21 protein-coding genes and 1 tRNA gene are annotated in these 18,949 nt (G+C 62.3%); 13 read left to right on the forward strand and 9 right to left on the reverse strand.

Features of this window, described 5'->3' with window-relative positions; all coding sequences use genetic code 11:
* From E8A46_RS05600 to E8A46_RS05620, 5 genes are all read left to right on the forward strand, one after another.
* Positions 1 to 219, forward strand: a 219-nt coding sequence (locus tag E8A46_RS05600; RefSeq protein WP_291558509.1) for a transporter substrate-binding domain-containing protein, incomplete at its 5' end; no start/stop codon positions are given.
* Positions 220 to 406: 187 nt separating this feature from the next.
* Positions 407 to 1,078 (forward strand): amino acid ABC transporter permease, encoded by a 672-nt coding sequence (locus E8A46_RS05605; RefSeq protein ID WP_291558511.1) that lies wholly within the window; start codon positions 407 to 409, stop codon positions 1,076 to 1,078.
* Positions 1,075 to 1,761: an amino acid ABC transporter permease gene (locus E8A46_RS05610; RefSeq protein WP_291558513.1), complete on the forward strand. Its 687-nt coding sequence runs from the start codon at positions 1,075 to 1,077 to the stop codon at positions 1,759 to 1,761. The genes E8A46_RS05605 and E8A46_RS05610 overlap by 4 nt, the downstream gene beginning before the upstream one ends.
* Positions 1,761 to 2,489, forward strand: a complete 729-nt coding sequence (locus E8A46_RS05615; protein ID WP_291558515.1) for an amino acid ABC transporter ATP-binding protein — start codon at positions 1,761 to 1,763, stop codon at positions 2,487 to 2,489. Before E8A46_RS05610 ends, E8A46_RS05615 begins: the two co-directional genes overlap by 1 nt.
* A 167-nt stretch (positions 2,490 to 2,656) precedes the next feature.
* The gene (locus E8A46_RS05620; RefSeq protein WP_291558517.1) at positions 2,657 to 3,757 is read left to right on the forward strand and encodes an amidohydrolase family protein; all 1,101 of its coding nucleotides are present in this window, start codon (positions 2,657 to 2,659) and stop codon (positions 3,755 to 3,757) included.
* Positions 3,758 to 3,786: 29 nt separating this feature from the next.
* Here E8A46_RS05620 and E8A46_RS05625 read toward each other — a convergent pair whose 3' ends face one another.
* The 3 genes from E8A46_RS05625 to E8A46_RS05635 all read right to left on the reverse strand — a co-directional run bounded on the left by E8A46_RS05625 (position 3,787) and on the right by E8A46_RS05635 (position 6,757).
* Positions 3,787 to 4,740 (reverse strand): TAXI family TRAP transporter solute-binding subunit, encoded by a 954-nt coding sequence (locus tag E8A46_RS05625; protein WP_291558519.1) that lies wholly within the window; start codon positions 4,738 to 4,740, stop codon positions 3,787 to 3,789.
* Positions 4,741 to 4,759: 19 nt separating this feature from the next.
* On the reverse strand, positions 4,760 to 5,821 hold the full coding sequence (locus E8A46_RS05630) for an MBL fold metallo-hydrolase (protein ID WP_291558521.1): 1,062 nt from the start codon (positions 5,819 to 5,821) through the stop codon (positions 4,760 to 4,762).
* A 210-nt stretch (positions 5,822 to 6,031) separates the two neighbouring features.
* Entirely contained in the window at positions 6,032 to 6,757 is a 726-nt protein-coding gene (locus E8A46_RS05635) for an outer membrane beta-barrel protein (RefSeq protein WP_291558523.1), read from the reverse strand.
* A 396-nt stretch (positions 6,758 to 7,153) separates the two neighbouring features.
* Between E8A46_RS05635 and E8A46_RS05640 the strand changes: the two genes are divergently transcribed.
* Positions 7,154 to 7,582 carry an EF-hand domain-containing protein gene (locus E8A46_RS05640; protein WP_291558525.1) on the forward strand — a complete coding sequence of 143 codons (429 nt, stop codon included), beginning with the start codon at positions 7,154 to 7,156 and terminating at the stop codon, positions 7,580 to 7,582.
* Here E8A46_RS05640 and E8A46_RS05645 read toward each other — a convergent pair.
* A complete protein-coding gene (locus E8A46_RS05645) occupies positions 7,566 to 8,477 on the reverse strand; it encodes an FAD:protein FMN transferase (protein ID WP_363251152.1) in 912 nt (303 codons plus the stop codon). The genes E8A46_RS05640 and E8A46_RS05645 overlap by 17 nt on opposite strands.
* Positions 8,478 to 8,774: 297 nt before the next feature.
* On the opposite strand from E8A46_RS05645, the gene E8A46_RS05650 reads away from it, so the two are divergent.
* Positions 8,775 to 10,472, forward strand: coding sequence for a methyl-accepting chemotaxis protein (locus E8A46_RS05650; RefSeq protein WP_291558527.1), 1,698 nt, complete (start codon positions 8,775 to 8,777; stop codon positions 10,470 to 10,472).
* A gap of 69 nt (positions 10,473 to 10,541) precedes the next feature.
* Here E8A46_RS05650 and cyoD read toward each other — a convergent pair whose 3' ends face one another.
* The 5 genes from cyoD to E8A46_RS05675 form a co-directional block, all read right to left on the reverse strand.
* Positions 10,542 to 10,931 carry a cytochrome o ubiquinol oxidase subunit IV gene (cyoD, locus tag E8A46_RS05655; RefSeq protein WP_291558529.1) on the reverse strand — a complete coding sequence of 130 codons (390 nt, stop codon included), beginning with the start codon at positions 10,929 to 10,931 and terminating at the stop codon, positions 10,542 to 10,544.
* The gene (locus E8A46_RS05660) at positions 10,928 to 11,524 is read right to left on the reverse strand and encodes a cytochrome (ubi)quinol oxidase subunit III (RefSeq protein ID WP_291558548.1); all 597 of its coding nucleotides are present in this window, start codon (positions 11,522 to 11,524) and stop codon (positions 10,928 to 10,930) included. The genes cyoD and E8A46_RS05660 overlap by 4 nt, the downstream gene beginning before the upstream one ends.
* Before the next feature lie 41 nt (positions 11,525 to 11,565).
* Positions 11,566 to 13,566, reverse strand: coding sequence for a cytochrome o ubiquinol oxidase subunit I (gene cyoB, locus E8A46_RS05665; RefSeq protein ID WP_291558531.1), 2,001 nt, complete (start codon positions 13,564 to 13,566; stop codon positions 11,566 to 11,568).
* Entirely contained in the window at positions 13,556 to 14,437 is an 882-nt protein-coding gene (cyoA, locus tag E8A46_RS05670; protein WP_291558533.1) for a ubiquinol oxidase subunit II, read from the reverse strand. The genes cyoB and cyoA overlap by 11 nt, the downstream gene beginning before the upstream one ends.
* 234 nt (positions 14,438 to 14,671) lie before the next feature.
* A tRNA-Thr gene (locus E8A46_RS05675) sits at positions 14,672 to 14,746 on the reverse strand.
* Positions 14,747 to 15,016: 270 nt separating this feature from the next.
* On the opposite strand from E8A46_RS05675, the gene E8A46_RS05680 reads away from it, so the two are divergent.
* The 6 genes from E8A46_RS05680 (at position 15,017) to E8A46_RS05705 (ending at position 18,864) form a co-directional block, all read left to right on the forward strand.
* Complete coding sequence (locus tag E8A46_RS05680; RefSeq protein ID WP_291558535.1) at positions 15,017 to 15,220, forward strand: hypothetical protein; 204 nt, start codon at positions 15,017 to 15,019, stop codon at positions 15,218 to 15,220.
* An 82-nt stretch (positions 15,221 to 15,302) separates the two neighbouring features.
* Positions 15,303 to 17,012: an FAD-dependent oxidoreductase gene (locus tag E8A46_RS05685; RefSeq protein ID WP_291558550.1), complete on the forward strand. Its 1,710-nt coding sequence runs from the start codon at positions 15,303 to 15,305 to the stop codon at positions 17,010 to 17,012.
* A gap of 8 nt (positions 17,013 to 17,020) precedes the next feature.
* Positions 17,021 to 17,329 carry a UBP-type zinc finger domain-containing protein gene (locus tag E8A46_RS05690; protein ID WP_291558537.1) on the forward strand — a complete coding sequence of 103 codons (309 nt, stop codon included), beginning with the start codon at positions 17,021 to 17,023 and terminating at the stop codon, positions 17,327 to 17,329.
* 32 nt (positions 17,330 to 17,361) lie between these two features.
* Positions 17,362 to 17,550, forward strand: a complete 189-nt coding sequence (locus E8A46_RS05695; protein ID WP_291558539.1) for an alpha/beta fold hydrolase — start codon at positions 17,362 to 17,364, stop codon at positions 17,548 to 17,550.
* 151 nt (positions 17,551 to 17,701) lie between these two features.
* Entirely contained in the window at positions 17,702 to 18,193 is a 492-nt protein-coding gene (locus E8A46_RS05700; protein ID WP_291558542.1) for a hypothetical protein, read from the forward strand.
* Positions 18,194 to 18,204: 11 nt separating this feature from the next.
* Positions 18,205 to 18,864: an epimerase gene (locus E8A46_RS05705; RefSeq protein WP_291558544.1), complete on the forward strand. Its 660-nt coding sequence runs from the start codon at positions 18,205 to 18,207 to the stop codon at positions 18,862 to 18,864.
* The last annotated feature ends 85 nt before the right edge of the window (positions 18,865 to 18,949 follow it).

An 18,949-nucleotide genomic window follows, 5' to 3' on the forward strand; every position in this document is an offset into this window, starting at 1 on the left:
GATCCCTACGGCGTCATGATGTCGAAGGGCGACGGCGAGTTCAAGCAGCTGGTCGATGACGCGCTGAAGGAGGCGATGAAGTCGGGCCTGTACGACAGGCTTTACACCAAGTGGTTCGAGAGCCCGATTCCTCCCAAGAACATCAACCTGAATTTCCCGCAATCGGAGAAGCTCAGGGAATTGGTCAAGGCCCCGAGCGACAAGGCCAACGGCCAGTGACCGGCAACATGCCGAGCGCCGATCGACCCCTTCTCCCTCTCCCCACTCTTCGCGGGGAGAGGTGAATCGGAGTCTTGTGCCGATTCCACGCCATCATGCTCTAGGTGCGTCTTAGGAGTGCGGTCGCCCATGTCCTTGCTGTTCGAGCCGACCCCGCGATGGCGCAGGACGATATCTCGACTGGATCGTGAACGGCCTCGGCTGGACCCTCTCCCTTGCGCTCGGCGCCTGGACCATCGCGCTCATCGTCGGCACGCTTGTCGGCGTTGCGCGCACCTTGCCGAGGGGAATTCTCCCCAGGCTGGGTCGCGTCTATGTCGAGACCTTTCGCAATATCCCGCTGCTCGTGCAGATGTTCTTCTGGTACTTCGTGCTGCCCGAGCTGCTCCCGGTTCGCGTCGGCATGGCGATCAAGCAGATGGATCCGCCCTGGGGCAGTTTCGTCCCGGCGCTGATCTGTCTCGGCCTCTTCACCGCCGCGCGGATTGCCGAGCAGGTTCGCGCCGGGATCCAGGCCTTGCCGTCGGGGCAGATGCAGGCCGCGTCCGCGCTCGGCTTCGGCCAGGGCAACATGTACCGCTTGATCCTGTTGCCGCAGGCGTTCCGGATCATCCTGCCGACCCTCACCAACGAGTTCATGACGATCTTCAAGAACACCTCGGTGGCGCTCACGATCGGGCTTGTCGAACTGACGGCGACCGCCCGCGAGATCAACGAAAACACGTTCCGCACCTTCGAAGCGTTCGGCGTGGTGACGATCGTCTATCTCGTGATCGCTCTGCTGGCCTGGCAAATCATGCACCGGATCGAACGGGCCGCGCAATTGCCCGCTCTGGCCGGCGGAGGCGCGCGGCCATGATGGTCGACCTTTCCGCCATCGCGTCCGCAACGCCGTATCTGCTGAGCGGCCTTTGGTTCACGGTGCAGATTACCGTGGTCGGCGTTACCGGCGGCATTGTGTTCGGAAGCCTGCTTGCGGTGGCGCGGTTGTCGCGCAACCGGCTCGTCTCGACGCTGGCGACCGCTTACGTGAACCTGATGCGGTCGATCCCGCTCATCCTCGTGATCTTCTGGGTTTTCTTTCTCGTTCCCTGGGCGATCGGATGGATGACCCGCAGTGGCCGCCCGGTGGCGGTCGGGGCGTCACTGACGATTTTCGTGACCTTCGTCCTGTTCGAAGCCGCCTATTACGCCGAGATCGTGCGCGCCGGCTTCCGTTCGATCTCGCCCGGACAGTATTCGGCGTGCGAAGCGCTCGGGCTCTCCAAGTTCCACGCTTACATCTATATTCTGTTTCCGCAGGCGATCCGCAACGTGCTGCCGATCCTGCTGACCCAGACCATCGTGCTGTTCCAGGATACCTCGCTGGTCTACGTCATATCGGCAACCGACCTCTTGGGTGCGGCGACCAAGATCGCCCAGCGCGATGGCCGGCTGGTGGAAATGTATCTGACCGTCGGCGTGATCTATTTCGTGGTCTGCTATGCCGCCTCCCAATTCGTCAAACAGCTGCAAGGTCGTCTCGCCTACGGAGCCCGGTGATGATCGAGATCAACAGCGTTTCGAAGTCTTACGGTTCGTTCCAGGTCCTGAAGAATTGCTCCGCCAGCATTGCCCGCGGCGAAGTGGTGGTGATTTGCGGGCCTTCCGGTTCCGGAAAAAGCACCTTGATCAAGACGGTGAACGGGCTTGAGACCATCGACTCCGGCGAGATCAATGTTGGCGGCTTTCGGCTGGCGCCTGAGGTGACCAACGTCGCGGCCTTGCGCCGCTCTGTCGGCATGGTGTTTCAGAGTTTCGAGCTGTTTCCGCATTTGACGGTCCTGAGCAACGTCACGATCGCCCAAACCAAGGTGCTGAAGCGATCCAAAGCCGCTGCCGAGGAGAAGGCGCGGTCGTTGCTGGCGCGGGTCGGACTGTCAGCCCACATTGCCAAGCACCCCGCGCAATTGTCCGGCGGACAGCAACAGCGCGTGGCGATCGCGCGGGCATTGGCGCTCGACCCGGAGGTCATGCTGTTTGACGAGCCCACCTCCGCGCTCGACCCGGAAATGGTCAACGAGGTCCTCGACGTCATGACCGGACTGGCCCGCCAGGGCATGACCATGGTGTGCGTCACCCATGAGATGGGGTTTGCCAGGAGCGTGGCGAATCGGGTGCTTTTCATGGACGGCGGCGAGATCGTCGAGACCGCGGCGGCGGCGGCATTCTTCGATGCGCCCCGGTCCGAGCGTGCCAAAGCCTTCCTTGCCAAGATTCTGAAGCATTGACCGTCTGCCGGCGGCCCGTCTTGATGGCGGCCCGTGGCCTGTCCTACCATCCTCCTCCATCGGGCATCTGGCCGTCCGCGCATCGCGGCCGACTCCGGTCCGGAACCAAGCACGGCGTGGCGGTGGCAGACCGCGCCGGCCAACAACAGCCATGGAGGAAATTTCTCATGACCACACGCCGTGATTTTCTGAAGGCCGGTACCGCCGGTGTCGCTGCCGGCATCGTCTTTTGCGGCTGTGGTCTCCTGCACAGCGCACACGCCCAGCAGCCGGCGGGCCAGAAATTACCCGTGTTGGTCAACGGCAAACGTATCAAGACCATTGACGTGCACTCCCATTGCCATTTCCGCGAAGCCGGCGCGCTGCTTGGCGAGGAAGGCATCAAGCTTCAGCTCGGCCCGGTCAGGGGCGCGCCCGAGACCTTTCTCGATCTGACCCAGCGGCTCGCCGCCATGGACGCGCAGGCCGTCGACATGGAGGTGCTCTCGATCAATCCCTTCTGGTACCACCGCGAGCGCGATCTTGCCGCGCAGATCGTCAAGATGCAGAACGAGAAGCTCGCCGAGCTTTGCGCTTCAAAGCCGGAGCGCTTCGCAGCCTTTGCCTCGCTTACCTTGCAGGCACCCGACCTCGCCGTGCAGGAACTCGAAACCGCGGTGAAGAAGCAGGGGCTGAAGGGCGCCGCGATCGGCGGCTCGGTGAACGGCGTTGATTTCTCCGATCCCAAGTTCCATCCGGTCTGGGCCAGGGCTGAGGAACTCGGCGTGCCCTTGTTCATCCATCCGCAGGGCATGCCTGAGCTCAACAAGCGGCTGTCGGGCAATGGCTGGCTCGGCAACGCCATCGGCAATCCGCTGGACACGACGATAGCGCTTTCGCATCTCATCTTCGAAGGCACGCTCGATCGCTTCCCCGGGCTGAAAGTGATCGCCGCCCATGGCGGCGGCTACCTGGCGTCCTATGCGGATCGTTCCGACCACGCTTGCATGGTCGGGCCCAAGGGCTGCAATGCCGACATTAAGCTGAAAAAGGCGCCGACCGAATATCTCAAACAGATCTATTTCGACTCCCTGGTCTTTTCGCCTGAAGCGATCCGCCATCTGGCGGCGCAGGTCGGCGCCGGCCAGATCGTGCTCGGCAGCGACTATCCTTATCCCTGGCAGCTCAATCCGGTGGACCACATCTTCGCCTCGACCTCGCTCAGCGACGACCAGAAGGCCGACATCCTCGGGCGCACTGCGACGAAGCTGTTCAATTTGGAGACGTAGGGCGGCCGCGAAGCGGCGCGGTTCAAGCTTCAACGCGCCGGGAGTACGATGCCGGCCTCGGCATAGAATCGCATCGCGCCCGGATGGAACGGCATGATTCGGTTGTGGGTGGCATTGCGGGCGAGCGTGCCACCGGCGGTCGGATAAATTTCGGATTTGGGATCGTTGGCCGACAGGATCGCCTTGGTGATCGCATAGGCCACTTCGACCGGAAGATCCTTATTGGCGACCACGAAATTCCAGGCGGAAACGCTCCTGATTTCCGCCGTCTGGCCCTTGTAGTTTCCCGGTGGAACGATCGTCGCGGAGAGCTGCGGGAATTTCTCCAGCATGGCGGCGACTTCGGCCTCAGAGAGGCCGAACACGACCGCGTCGGCTCGATCGGCGACGTCGCTAAGGGATGGAATCGGGACCACGGCGCCCTGCCACAGGGCGTCGATCTCGCCCGCCGTAACCAGTTTGGCGAGCGCGGCCGGATCGCCGTTGACGATGATCGGTCTGACGCGGGCGGCCTCGGCCGCCGCTCGAAAGAACACTTCGGCCGGAGCTTTTGCCGGACCGACGCCGACCTTCTTGCCGTCGAGGTCGGCGAGCGATGTGATCGCACTGCTGCGCAATGCCGCGACCTGGAACGAGGTCTCGTACATCGGGAACAAGGCACGCAGGTTTTCGTGCTTGCGGCCGGCCGCCCAACCGGCCGCGTTCATCGCATCAAATGCGGAGACCATGAAAGCCGTTCCGATGGTTGTCGCGGACGCATCAACGGCTGACAGGTTCTCGTTGGAGCCGGCGCTCTTTTTGACGTCGATGCTGATGCCCTTGGACGCAAGATAGGCGGCGACGCCCTGGCCGTACGGCAGGAATGCGCTGCCGTCGCCGGCCGTCATCAGCGTCACTTCCGCGACCTTTTGAGAATAGGCCGGTGCATGACCGAAAATGGCCACGCAGAGCAACAGAAGGCACCGAACTGATCTTCGTGTCATGTCAGGCTCGGCTGCCGCGTCACGTCGTCGTGAAGTGCAGCACGCCGTCGCTCTCGTCGGCCGTGAGGCGGCCTTCGACCAGCATGTAGTTGACATGCGCGATCAGTTCGCCGGCGGCAAACCCCATCTGATGGGCGTCGAGCACGTGCTTGTGGAACACCACCGGCACCAGTTCCTTGGAGGTCCTGGAGGTTTCGCGGCAGGCGTCCGCGATCAGCCGGCAACGTTCCTCGTGGTGATCGGCCAGTTGCTTGATCCGCGTCTTCAATCCGTAGAACGGGACGCCGTGGCCGGGCAGCACCAGCAGGTCGTAAGGCAAAGTGGTGGTGAGGCTTGCTAGCGAGGCCAGATATTCGCCCAGCGAGTTCTGGTCGGGTTCGACCGCCCAGACGCTGACATTGGGTGAAATCTTGCTCAGTACCTGATCGGCCGACAGGAACAGTTTGTCGGCGGCGCAATAGAGCATCACCTGGTCGAGCGCGTGGCCGCCGCCGGTAATGACCTTGAAGCGCCTGGTGCCGATCGAAATCTCGTCGCCGTGCGAGATGCGGCGATAGGACGGCGGCAGCACCGATACCCGCTTCAGGTAATCCTGGCCGCGGCCGAGCAGTTTGTCGGTCAGGTTCTCGTCCATGCCGTGGCGGCGGAAGAACAGGCGCTGCGCCATCTTGCGTTCTTCGGTGCCGCGGTTCTGATGATGGACCGATTGCAGGTATTCGACCTGCGACATCTGCAGCGGGCAGTTGAAACGATCGACCACCCAGCCCGCGAGGCCGACGTGATCGGGATGCGAATGGGTCACGATCAGCCGCGTGATTTTCACATGCGCCAGCGGCCCCTCGAACAAGGCGGTCCAGGCCGCGATCGACTCCTCGTTGCCGAACCCGGAATCCACCATCGCCCAGCCGTCGCCGTCGGCGAGCAGATAGATATTCACGTGATTGAGACGAAACGGCAGCTTGAGCCGGACCCACAGCACGCCAGGCATCACCTCGACGACCTGATCCGGACCGGGATGATTTTCCCAGGGGTAACGCAGTGCCTCGACCGAGGACTGGGCAGCGGCTGCTTTTGAGTGCATCGTTTGGCTTCGCAAATGGCCTGTTATCGGCTTGGCCCACTATCGGCGGGTCGCCAGCCGAACACAATCGTGATTTCCGCACAGAGTACGGGGCGGTGCTTGCACCAGCGGTAAAATGCCCTGAGCGAGTTTCGCGATTTTTGCGTGGGGACAAAGTAAAAAGGCCGGCGCGAGGCCGGCCTTTTCAGAACACTTTGGATCAGACGCGGATCAGTACTTCGCGACCACCGGGCCACCCCAGTTGAAGCGATAGTTGATACCAGCCTTCACAACATGGTCGTCGGTGCGGAAGCTGCCGAACGGCGCGAGCGCGACCGGGGTCACGAACGAGCTGTTGCCGAAGTTGTAGTACTGGTACTCGATCTTGCCCGACCAGTTCTGGGTGAACATGTATTCGAGACCGGCGCCTACCGTGTAGCCGTCGCGATGGCCGCCCGAGAACGCGAATGCGGTCGGAACGCCAGCGAGCGTCACGGATTCGTTGTTGTCGGAGTAGGCATAGCCGCCCTTCACGTAGAGCAGGCCCGGACCCCAGGTGTAACCGACGCGGCCGGTCACAGAGGCGAGCGCGCGCTGGTTGTTGGTGTAGGTGAATCCGCCGGGGAAGACGATGCCGTTGTTGTTGCTGCCAAGCCAGCTGTACTGACCTTCGATACCGAGCACCCAGCTGGGGGCGAACTGGTAGTCATAGCCAGCCTGCAGACCGCCGAGGAAGCGGCCGTCATTGTTGTTGCCGGTGGACAGTCCACCGAAATTGCTGTCGCCGTTGAACGCGCCGCCGATGTGACCGCCGACGTAGAAACCGGTCCAGTTGTAGATCGGAGCGGCGTAAGCCGGCGCCTTGGTGTAGGTGCGGGCGGGAAGGTCGGCTGCAAGTGCTGGCACGGTCGCGCCGAGGGCGACGAGAGCCACAGTACCGAGTAGAAACTTCTTCATTAGTTTGGTCTCCAGAGTGCTTTTTGAGTTTTCAGACCGGCTGCTTTTCAGCGCGTCGTCTATGGCGCGGACTTAGACAGCTTTTGACTAAAAAGCTGTCACCCATTGGCCACACTCCGTGACAACCCAACCCATTGGGAGAACAACGATTTTCTGTGCTTAATGGAGCCTTAATCAAACCTAAAAGAAGCCTTAATTTTTGCCCCGCTCGTATGGCGCCGCTGCAACAGCGGGAACTGAAAACGGCGAATTTCGAAGGCCGGTCAATGCGCAGGAAGAGGTTCGGCGGTAGCGCGCCCGCTGCGGAACACTCATGGTTAGGAAACTGTTCACGTCTGTCTGACAGCTTCGTGATGAATAGTTCGAAATTTTCGAAGCCGATCGTGAAGGCAAGTCATGAATATCTCCGGAATCGCGTCTTCTTCGGCGCTTCATGCCGTCTCCGGCGCGAGCTCAGGCGCTCCGCCGCAGCAAAAGATGTCGAACCTGTTTGATTCGATCGACACCAGCGGCTCGGGCAGCATCACGCAGTCCCAGTTCGAGCAGGCGTTCCAGACAAAAAATCCCCCTGCCGTGTTCCAGAAGCAAGGCGCGGATGCGATCTTCGCCTCGCTCGATCCCACGGGCACGGGCAAAGTATCGAAGCAGGATTTCGTCTCGACGATGTCGAAATTGATGGCATCGCTTCGTGCCGATGGCTCCGCATCGTCGGGATCACAAGCGACCGATTCGTTGACGGCGAGCCTGCAGGCACTGAATCAGATCAATCCCACCAACGTGCCGCCCACGGCACCGCCGGGCACATTGATCAACCAGACCGCGTGAGCGGTGGTTCGGTGCCGCAAGAACTTCCGTCTTCATCGATCACGAGGTGACGGACGCCGAGGCCGTGGAGCCAGGCGGCTCCAGCGGGTCCTTTCAACATCGCCGCCGTCGACAGACTGCCTGCGACCAGGCAGCGATCCGAGATCACGGTAACTGACGAAAGGCCGTGGGCAGGCCATCCGGTTTTGGGATCGAGGATATGGCAATAACGCCGGCCATCGACCTCGATGAAGCGTTCATAGTCCCCACTGGTGGCGAGCGCGCCGCTCGGTAGTGCGATTTCGGCAGCCGGTCTGTCAGCGTCGCGCGGATGACGGATGCCAATTCGCCAGGGAAGCCCGTCGGGTTGCGGGCCAACCACGCGAATATCGCCACCCAAATCGATGAAGCCGTGACGCATGCCAAGGTCGGCGCAGACCTCTGCGGCTCGATCGGCCGCATACTCCTTACCCAAGCCGCCAAAATCGAGCTCCATGCCGGGTCGGCGGAAGTGAAGCCGGCCGTTGGTGAGCACCAAATTGTCGAGGCCGATGAAGGGCAAAGCCGCGTCGATCGACCGCTGATCTGGCAAACGCGCAACTGAGAAGTCCCAAACCGCGCGAAGCCGACCTGAGGTAACGTCAAAAGCGCCGTCGCTCTTCGCAAAGCAGGCCTTGGCGTAGGCGATCAATCCCGCGGTCTCTGCGTCGATATCGATCACACCACCGGTCGCGGCGATCTTGTTGATCCGCGCAAGTTCGCTATCGCTGCGGTAGCGCGAATAGCGCGCCTCGATTCTTCTTATTTCCCCCTCGGCGGCTGCCGCAAAGCGTTCAACGTCTTTGGCCGTTCGCCCGTGCAGGTGGACCGCACAATCGGATCCCATGGCGTAGAATTGGTGCACCAGCGAAAGCATCGCGCAGGACTATCTGAGTCGGCGACGGAGGCGCAGAGAGAAAGGACTGCTACTTCGGACCCCTCCCCCTGAACTAGTTTGCGCCTGACAATCGGAGGTGGAACGCGCGAAAAACCGATATCGCGACCCGGATGGTCAAACGCGTTTATCGGCAACGACAGCAAGAGAAAACCCGAAAAAATCGTGTCGCCAGACGGGATTGAATCCTGGCCCACTGGTCAAAATTCCAAGCCATTGAAGCAGCAACTTAATTCTCTTTTAATGCAAAGACTCTCTTTTGGGGTGAGGGAGCCGATCATGCGACACCTCACCGTATATGCACGCTTCATCACGATCATTGCGGTGCTTTCCGCCGTCTTTGTCGCCATGATGGCCTACCAAATCTGGGTCGTCCGCAGCACGGTTATTGAGGAACGGCAGGTCAAGGTGCTCGACATCGTCGAGACCGCCAAGAAGATCCTTGCGTATTATGATGACAAGGCCAAGGCCGGGAAGCTTCAACCGGCCGAAGCCCAGCAACTTGCCTTCGACGCGATCGGTGCCATGCGCTGGGGGCCGTACGCCGACTACATCGGCGTCTACGGCGCCAGCAAGGACAATGCGGGCGTCACCTATGTGCATTCCAACCCCAAATACATCAACGTCAATCGCTGGGACTTCAAGGACAGCCACGGGCGCCTGCTGATTCAGGATGTCGTTGAAAAGGCGCGGGCCGGCGGTGGATACGTGGAATATAACGTTCCGAGGGTCGTCGGCGGCAAGGAGCAGGCCAAGCTCTCCTATGTCAGCGGCTATGGCGCCGGCGACAAGTCCCTGGCGATCCAGGCGGGCGTTTACATCGACGATATTGATGAGGTCATCTTCAGCCGCGCGGTATGGATTGCGGCAGGCGGATTGGCCGGCCTGCTCATCGCAACCTTCACAGCGCTGTTTCTCGGCCGTGGCCTTGTCCGCCCGCTCGACAGGATTTGCAGCGTGATGGACGGGCTCGCATCGGGTAATCTCGCGATCGAGGTTCCGTACCGTGATCGCCGCAACGAGATTGGCCGCATTTCGCGCAGCCTGGGCGTATTCAAGGATACGTTGGTCGACGCCGGGCGGCTTCGCGAAGAACAGTCGGGCGCCGAACAGCGGCAGCTCTCGCAGCGCAAGGCCGACATGACGCGGCTGGCCGATGATTTCGAAAATGCGATCGGTGAGATCGTCAACACGGTTTCGTCCGCTTCGACCGGGTTGGAAGAGTCCGCGGTCGCCTTGGCGGCCAATGCCGAACGTTCGCTTGAACTGACCACGATCGTGGCGGCGGCGTCCGGAGAAACCTCCACCAATGTGCAGTCGGTGGCTTCGGCCACTGAAGAAATGGCCTCGTCGGTCAACGAGATAGGGCGTCAGGTGCAGGCATCCGCCGGCATTGCCACGAAGGCCGTCGGGCAGGCGCAAGAGACCAACGATCGGGTCGGCGAACTGGCGAAGGCCGCGGCCCGGATTGGCGATGTGGTCGAACTGATCAACATGATCGCCGGGCAGACCAACCTTCTGGCTTTGAACGCCACCATCGAGGCGGCGCGCGCCGGCGAAGCCGGCCGTGGCTTTGCCGTCGTGGCGGCCGAGGTCAAGGCGTTGGCGGAACAGACGGCGAAGGCGACCAGCGAGATCGGCCTGCAGGTCACAGGGATTCAGACGGCAACGCAGGACTCGGTTGCTGCGATCAAGGAGATCGGCCGCACCATCGAGCGGATGTCGGAGATTGCGTCGTCGATCGCATCTGCCGTGGAAGAGCAGGGTTCGGCGACCAATGAAATATCCCGCAACGTGCAGCACGTTTCGCGGGCCGCCCAGCAGGTGTCATCCAACATCAGCGACGTACAGCGCGGGGCCAGCGAAACCGGCTCGGCCTCATCGGTCGTGCTCTCCGCGGCGCGGCTGCTGTCCGGGGACAGTAACCGGCTCAAGGTGGAAGTCAGCAAATTCCTGAGCTCGGTTCGGGCGGCATGATCGTGACTAAGCGCACTGTTTGATCGACTGGGGCGCTTGATCTCTTTACCGGCCGCGTGCCGCGCGCGTTCAGCGCTGCATCTGCATGATCTGGTCCATCGGCATCATGTTGTGGTTGAGATTGGACATGATCCACAGCGATCCGCCGATCACCAGGAACACGATCAGCAGGCCGAAGGCGAGTGCCAGCACGTTGTTGGTGTTGTCCGCGCCCGTCGTGATGTGAAGGAAGAACACCAGATGCACGCCCATCTGCGCCATCGCCAGCACGACCAGGGCGACGGGAATACTCGGCTGCCAGACGAGGTCGGTGCCGGCGACAAAAAAGGACGTTATCGTCAGAACAATCGCAAGACCGAGGCCGACGACGTAGCCGAGCAGCCGCGGGCCGACGCGGACTTCCTCTTCATCGCCGGGGGCGACGTCGCGGTAGTCATGCAGTTCATGAAGTTCGCTCATGCGGCGCTCCCCAGGAGATAGACGACCGAGAATATCGCGACCCAGATGATGTCGAGCGCATGCCAGAACAGCGCGAAGCAAAGCAGGCGGCGCATGATATCGGCTCGAAAGCCCTTGGCAAATACCTGCGCCATCATGGTGAGAAGCCAGAGGATCCCGGCCGAGACGTGCATGCCGTGGCATCCCACCAGGGCAAAGAAGGCGGACAGGAAGGCGCTCCGCGTCGGGCCCGCGCCGCGCGCAACGAGACCGGCAAATTCGTGTCCTTCCAGCGCCAGGAATGCGAGCCCAAGGACACAGGTCGCCGCCATCGCTGCCTGGTACCAGCGCGCGCTGCGCACATCGGCTGCGATGCTGGCAAGGCCGCAGGTGAAGCTCGACAGCAAGAGGCAGGCGGTCTCGGCCGCGACACCCTTGAGGTCGAACAATTGTGCGCCGCTCGGGCCGCCGGCGGTCTGTCCGAGCAGCACCGCATAGCTCGCAAAAAAGCACGAGAACATCACGATGTCGCTGAGCAGGAAGATCCAGAAGCCGTAGCCGGTCACGATCCGCTTCGGCGCCGGCCCGTCATGCGCGACGACGGCTCCCTGCATGTGCGCGTCGGCCTCGGCGAAAGCCAGCGTGGCATCGGTCATCACGTGCCCCCCGCCAGACTGAGCGCGGCCCGCCGCTGTTCCAGGTTGGCGCGATCGATGCGCGCGACTTCCGCCGCCGGGATGACGTATTCGTCATGGTCGCGCCAGGCGAAGGCGACGAAGGTCGCGAACGCGCCGATGCCGCCCGCGGCCACCATCCACCAGATGTGCCAGATCAGCGCGAAGCCCATGATGGTGGCGAAGAACGCGCAGACAAAGCCGGTCGGCGAGTTTCGCGGCATTTCGATATCCCGGTAGTCCGGCTCGCGGCCCTCGAGGGCTTGCTGTTGAGCCTGCACCTTCATGGCCCAGTAGGCATCTTCGCCGCGCACGTCGGGCATCACCGCGAAGTTGAACACCGGCGGCGGCGACGCGGTGGCCCATTCCAGCGACCGCCCGTCCCAGGGATCGCCGGTGCTGTCGCGCAGTTCCGCTCGATCGCGGATGCTGGTCACCAGCTGCATGATCTGGAAGATGATCCCGATCAGAATCAGGACGGCGCCGCCGCCGGCCACCATCAGCCATGGCCGCCATTCTGCGACGTCGTAGTGCTGCATGCGCCGGGTCATGCCGAGGAAGCCGACCGCATACAGCGGCATGAAGGCGACGTAAAATCCGACCAGCCAGAACCAGAACGCGGCCTTGCCGAGCCCCTCATGCAGGCGGAAACCGAACGCCTTCGGAAACCAGTAGGTGTAGCCGGCAAAGGCCCCGAACACCACGCCACCGATGATCACGTTGTGGAAGTGCGCGACCAGGAACAGGCTGTTGTGCAGCAGGAAGTCCGCCGGCGGCACCGCGACCAGGACGCCGGTCAGGCCGCCGAGGATGAAAGTCACCATGAATCCGATCGACCACAGCATCGGCGTGGTGAAGCGAATCCGCCCGCCATACATCGTGAACAGCCAGTTGTAGATCTTCACTCCGGTAGGCACCGCGATGATCATGCTGGCTATACCGAAGATGGCGTTGACGTCGGGCCCCGCGCCCATGGTGAAGAAGTGATGCAGCCACACCATGAACGAGATGATGAAAATCGCCATGGTGGCAAGCACCATCGAGCGGTAGCCGAACAGCGGCTTGCCGGAAAAGGTCGATACCACTTCGGAGAAAATCCCGAACGCGGGCAGCACCAGGATATAGACCTCCGGATGGCCCCACGCCCAGATCAGGTTCATGAACATCATGATGTTGCCGCCGGCCTCGTTGGTGAAGAAATGGAAGCCGAAATAGCGATCGAGAATCAGCATCGCGAGCGTCGCGGTCAGGATCGGAAACGCCGCGACGATCAGGAGATTGGAGGCCAGCGTGGTCCAGCAGAACATCGGCATGCGCAAATAGCTCATGCCCCTGGTGCGCAATTTCAGCACGGTGGTGACGAGATTGATGCCGGCCACCAGCGTGCCGACGCCGGAGATTTCCAGTGACCATGCATAATAGTCGACGCCGACGCCGGGCGAATAGGTCAGTTCCGACAGCGGCGGATAAGGCAGCCAGCCGGTGCGGGCGAATTCGCCGACCACCAGCGAGATATTGACCAGCAGCGCGCCGGTCGCGGTGAGCCAGAACCCGACGGAATTCAGCGTCGGAAACGCCACGTCGCGAACGCCGAGTTGCAGCGGCACCACCAGATTCATCAATCCGATCACGAACGGCATCGCGACAAAGAAGATCATGATGGTGCCGTGCGCGGAAAAGATCTGGTTATAGTGTTCGGGCGGCAGAAAGCCTTGCGAATGAAAGGCAACCGCCTGCTGCGCCCGCATCAGGATGGCGTCGGCAAATCCGCGCAGCAGCATCACCATCGCCAGCAGCGTGTACATGACGCCGATCCGCTTGTGATCGACGCTGGTGATCCATTCGCGCCAGAGATAGGGCAGATGCCCCGCGATAATGACCCAGGCCAGAACCGCCAGGATCGCGACCAGCACAACGGCTCCGGTCAGGAGCGGGATCGGCTGGTCGAACGGGATCGCGGCCCAGCTCAGTTTACCTAGCATTGCTCACTCCGCTGTCGGGCTTCGCAAGGTCCGTGGTCAGTTGCGGCCCCGGACCCGGCGGGATTTTTTGCGATCCGATCTTGCCGAACAATTCGGGGTCGGCGAGCCGATAGCTCGTTTTGGTCGTCTCGATCGACTGTTGCGCGAGCTTGTTGTAGCTGTCGGCATTCAGGATCTTGTCGCTGCGCGCGGTGTTGGTCACCCAGTCGGCGAACCCGAGCGTCGGGATGACATGAACATCGAACAGCATGTCGGGAAAGCCGTCGCCGCTGAAATGCGCCGACAGCCCCTGATAATCGCCTTCCTGATCGGCACGAAGGTTGAGCCGCGTGACCATGCCGTTCATGGTGTAGATCATGCTGCCGAGCTGCGGGACGAAGAAAACGTTCATCACGCTTGACGATGTCAGTTCGAACTGCAGCGGCGCACCGACCGGGACGGTCAGCGTATTGACGGTGGCCACCCTCTGATCGGGGTAAATGAACAGCCATTTCCAGTCGAGCGACACCACCTGGATCCTGACCGGGCTGCCGGTGCCCGCGACGGGCGCGGCCGGATCGAGCTGGTGCGCGCCGATCCATGCGACGCCGCCGAGCAGGATGACGGTGAGCGTCGGGATCGACCACACCACAAGCTCGATGCGGCCGGAATGGGCCCAATCGGGACGATAGACGGCGCGGGGATTGGACTGGCGAAACCAGAATGCGAACGCGAAAATGGCGGCGATGGTCGGCAACACGATCACCAGCATGATCGCGATGGAATCGATGAGGATGGTTTTGTCGGCGGCCCCGATCGGCCCCTGTGGATCAAGGATATTCATCGGCCAGCCAGAAAGTGGAACCGGCGCTAACGCTGACTTCAGCCACATGGTTCCCCAGCAAGACGCGGAATACAATATCTTTGTCGCTGCGCGGATCGGCTGCAAGGCGCCGAAGAGAATGGCGCCGGACGCGTGGCCAGCGCCTTCTTGAAGACCGGGGAATTGCGCGGCGGTGACAGCATCGGATCGATGCAGGCAACCGAATTTGACCACCGCCTCGCGGCAGAAATTCCGGTATCCCCTTGGATGCTATCTCGAAAATAGTTCTCGATCGGAAAAAAATGGTGCTGCCAGACAGGATTGAACTGTCGACCTCTCCATTACCAATGGAGTGCTCTACCACTGAGCTACGGCAGCATGCCCGGATACGAGAATCGGCCCAAAAGGGCCCCTACAAGGCGGGCCGATCCTTGCCACAAGGCCGGAGGGCGCGCAAGCGCGGGGACCCGCCGCTCGGCCTTTCAAACGGTCGGATTCAAGGCCCGATTGCCTCCGGCCGCCTTCGGCAGGCTCGGTTGCGGGCCGATCCGGTCCCCCATTTCCCCGCCCGGTGCCCGAATTTCGCCCATCCGGTTGGGTTTTCGGCTGATAGGGTTTTCAATAGCGAGGCATTCGAACAGGTCGACGATGACGGGCGACAAGGACAAAAGCGAGGGGCGATCGGCAAGGCCTGCGAAGGATCTGCGCCAGGACCGGCTGAAGCTGGCGCTGCGCGAAAATCTCAAGCGGAGAAAATCGCAGGCGAGGGGGCGCGACGATGTCACGATCGCGTCTTCCAATTCCGATGACGTCGGCCCCCATGACGGCAGCGGAAAAAACCCGGGCAAATAGCCGGTTGGCTCGCCCGGGAATATCCTTGATCGTCTGGTTTTCCTTGGGGTGAGGCGGCAGCGAAATGGTGGCGGGAACCACGATGGGCAATGAGGCGGATCAGGGTGTGCCGGCAGCAAGCGCATTCCCGCGTTACGAGCAGACCTTTCCGACGCTGACGCCGCAGGAAATCGCGCGGATGCGCCGGTTCGGCGCAGAGCGCAGTTACAAGGATGGCGAAAGACTGTTTGAGACCGGCCAGCCCGGACCCGGCATGTTTGTCGTATTGTCCGGCCATGTGGCGATCACGCAGCGCGACGGCTTCGGCCATGTCACGCCCATCATCGACCAGGGGCCGGGGCAGTTTCTCGCCGAGATCGGCCAGCTCTCCGGCCGCGTCGCGCTGGTCGACGGCCACGCCGAAGGCGAGGTCGAGACGCTGCTGATTCCGCCGGAGCGGTTGCGGGCGCTGCTGGTCGCCGAAGCCGATCTCGGCGAGCGCATCATGCGCGCGCTGATCCTGCGCCGCGTCAGCCTGATCCGCGGCGGCGCCGGCGGCCCGGTGCTGATCGGCCCCTCCGATTCGGCCGGCGTCATTCGCCTGCAGGGATTTCTCACCCGCAACGGCTATCCGCATCATCTGCTCGATCCGGTCGCCGATACCGACGCCGCCGAACTGATCGCGCGGTATTCGCCGTCGCAGGCCGACTGGCCGCTGGTGGTGGCCCCCGATGGCACCGTGCTGCGCAACCCGCGCGAAGCTGAACTTGCGCGCGCGATGGGCATGATACGCGCGCTTGCCAAGGACAAGGTTTACGACGTCGCCGTGGTCGGCAGCGGTCCGGCCGGATTGTCGACCGCGGTCTATGCCGCCTCCGAGGGGCTTGCGGTTGCGGTGTGCGACACGCGGGCGTTCGGCGGACAGGCCGGTGCCAGCGCGCGCATCGAGAACTACCTTGGCTTTCCGACCGGAATTTCCGGTCATGCGCTCACCGCCCGGGCCTTCAACCAGGCCCAGAAGTTCGGTGCCGAAGTCATGATCCCGGTCGAGGTGAAGTCGCTCGATTGTTCGTATGGCGACGGCGCCTTCGGCCTCAAGCTCGACAATGGGGAGATGTTGCGGGCGCGATCGGTCGTGGTCGCAAGCGGCGCGCGTTACCGTCGGCCCGAGATCGAAAACCTCGCCGATTTCGAGGGCCGCGGCGTCTGGTACTGGGCCTCGCCGATCGAGGCGCGGCTATGCACCGACCAGGACGTGATCCTGGTCGGCGGCGGCAACTCCGCCGGCCAGGCCGCGGTTTTCCTGTCGGGCCATGCCCGCAGGGTTCACATGGTGATCCGCGGCGGCGGCCTCGGCGCCAGCATGTCGCGCTATTTGATCGAGCGCATCGAGGCCGCGCCGAATATCGAGCTGATCTTCAACGCCGAGGTGGTCGGGCTGGAAGGCACCAAGGATGGCTCGCTGGAACGCGTGCGCTGGCGCAGCCGCCTCTCGCCTGACGAGATCACCCTGAACATCCGCAATCTGTTCCTGTTTGTCGGCGCCGACCCGGCCACCGGCTGGCTCGACGGCTGCGGCGTATTGGTCGACCGCGCCGGTTTTGTGGTGACCGGCGCGCGCGACAACGCCCAAGGCAACAAGGCCGAAGGTCAACTGGCATCGGCGCTGGAAACCTCGGTGCCCGGCGTTTTCGCCGTCGGCGATGTGCGCTCGGGATCGGTCAAGCGGGTCGGCGGCGCCATCGGCGAGGGCGCGCAGGTGGTTGCCGCGCTGCACGGCTTTCTCGGCGATGCTGCGAAACCGGCGCTTTAGGGGGGAAGATGGCCAAGGGCTGCACCCACATCGCCGGCATCCAGGACGTTACGCCGAGCGCGCTCGGTTGCGAGGAATGCCTGAAAAGCGGCAGTGTGTGGCTGCACCTGCGCATCTGCCGCAGCTGCGGCCATGTCGGCTGCTGCGACGATTCTCCCAACAAGCACGCGACCAAACATTTCCACGCCACCGGCCACCCCATCATCGAGGGCTATGATCCGCCGGAAGGATGGGGCTGGTGCTATGTCGACGAAGCATTATTCGATCTGTCGGACCGGAAAACCCCGCATAACGGTCCGATCCCGCGTTATTATTAGAAGCAGTTTTCAACGCCACGAGGGAATGCCGGATGGAAAGCAAAGTTGCCGATGTCAACGGCGTCAAGTTGCATTATCTCGTCGCCGGCAAGGGCGACCCCGTCGTGCTGCTGCACGGTTTTGCCGAAACCAGCCATATGTGGTTGCCGCTGATTGCAAAACTCTCCGACAAGCACACGGTGATCGCACCGGATCTGCGCGGCCGACCGCTGCGTCGGTGAAGAGTATGACAGTCGTGCAAAAAACCTGGGCGCCGCTCGCTGCCTTTTGATCGATGCGGCATGGCCGGGAGGCCGTCCATGCACCGAGGCATGTGGCTATTTTCGATCCGCAGTCGTAGCATTTGGCGGGATCTAAAGAGGGGAGCGCGTCATGGTTATGGGTATGAGTCTGTCTGCCTTCACGATGCTGCACGTCATCATAAGCCTGATCGGAATCGTTTCGGGACTGGTCGTCTTGTCCGGGCTTTTCGGCTCCAAGGCGATGCCGGGCCTCACCGCGTTGTTCCTGCTGACGACAATTTTGACCAGCGCTACCGGCTTTCTGTTTCCGTTTGAGAAGTTGCTGCCGTCGCACATGATCGGCATTCTCTCGCTGGTGCTGCTGGCGATCGCGTGCATCGCGCTTTACGCCATGAAGCTCTCCGGCGCGTGGCGCTGGATCTATGTGGTGACGGCGATGATCGCGCTTTACTTCAACGTGTTCGTGCTGGTGATCCAGAGCTTCCTGAAGGTGCCGGCCCTGACCGCGCTGGCGCCCGGCAACCCGCCGTCCGGACCGGTTTTCGCCGTGGTCCAAGGCATCGTGCTCCTGTTCTTCGTTGTCGCGATCATCGGTGCGGTCAGGCGATTCCGGCCGATGTGAAATCTCGCCGGATGAAAGTCATCCTGTTTGGCGCCACCGGCATGGTCGGGCAGGGCGTGTTGCGCGAATGCCTGCTCGACGCCGGGGTTGAAAGCGTGCTCGCGGTCGGGCGCAGCTCGACCGGGCAGCGACACCCAAAGCTGCGTGAAATCCTGCACGACAATTTCCTGGACTATTCGGCGATCGAATCGCAATTGACGGGATACGACGCCTGTTTTTTCTGTCTCGGCGTCTCGTCGGTCGGCATGAGCGAGGAACGCTACCGGCATTTGACCTACGACATCACGCTTGCCGCGGCGGCGACACTGGCAAGGCTCAATCCGCAGTTGGTGTTCGTCTATGTCACCGGGCAGGGCACCGACGCGACCGAACAGGGCCGGCTGATGTGGGCGCGGATCAAGGGCAAGACCGAAAACGATCTGCTCAAGCTGCCGTTCAAGGCGGCCTACATGTTTCGTCCGGCCGCGATCCAGCCGCTGCACGGCATCAGGTCGAAGACCGCCTGGGTTCAGGCGATCTATGTCGCCGCCGCACCGCTGCTGTCGCTGCTCAACCGCGTGGCGCCGAAATACCTGACCACGACCGAGCAGGTCGGCCGCGCCATGCTCAGGGTGGCGAGGGACGGCTATCCCAGGCCGGTGCTTGAAAGCGAAGATATCAACGTTGTTTGACCGTCATTCCGGGGCGATGCGAAGCATCGAACCCGGAATCTCGAGATTCCGGGTCTGGTCCTTCGGACCATCCCGGAATGACGAA

The organism is Bradyrhizobium sp. (assembly GCF_004799445.1).
Taxonomy (GTDB): Bacteria; Pseudomonadota; Alphaproteobacteria; order Rhizobiales; family Xanthobacteraceae; genus Bradyrhizobium.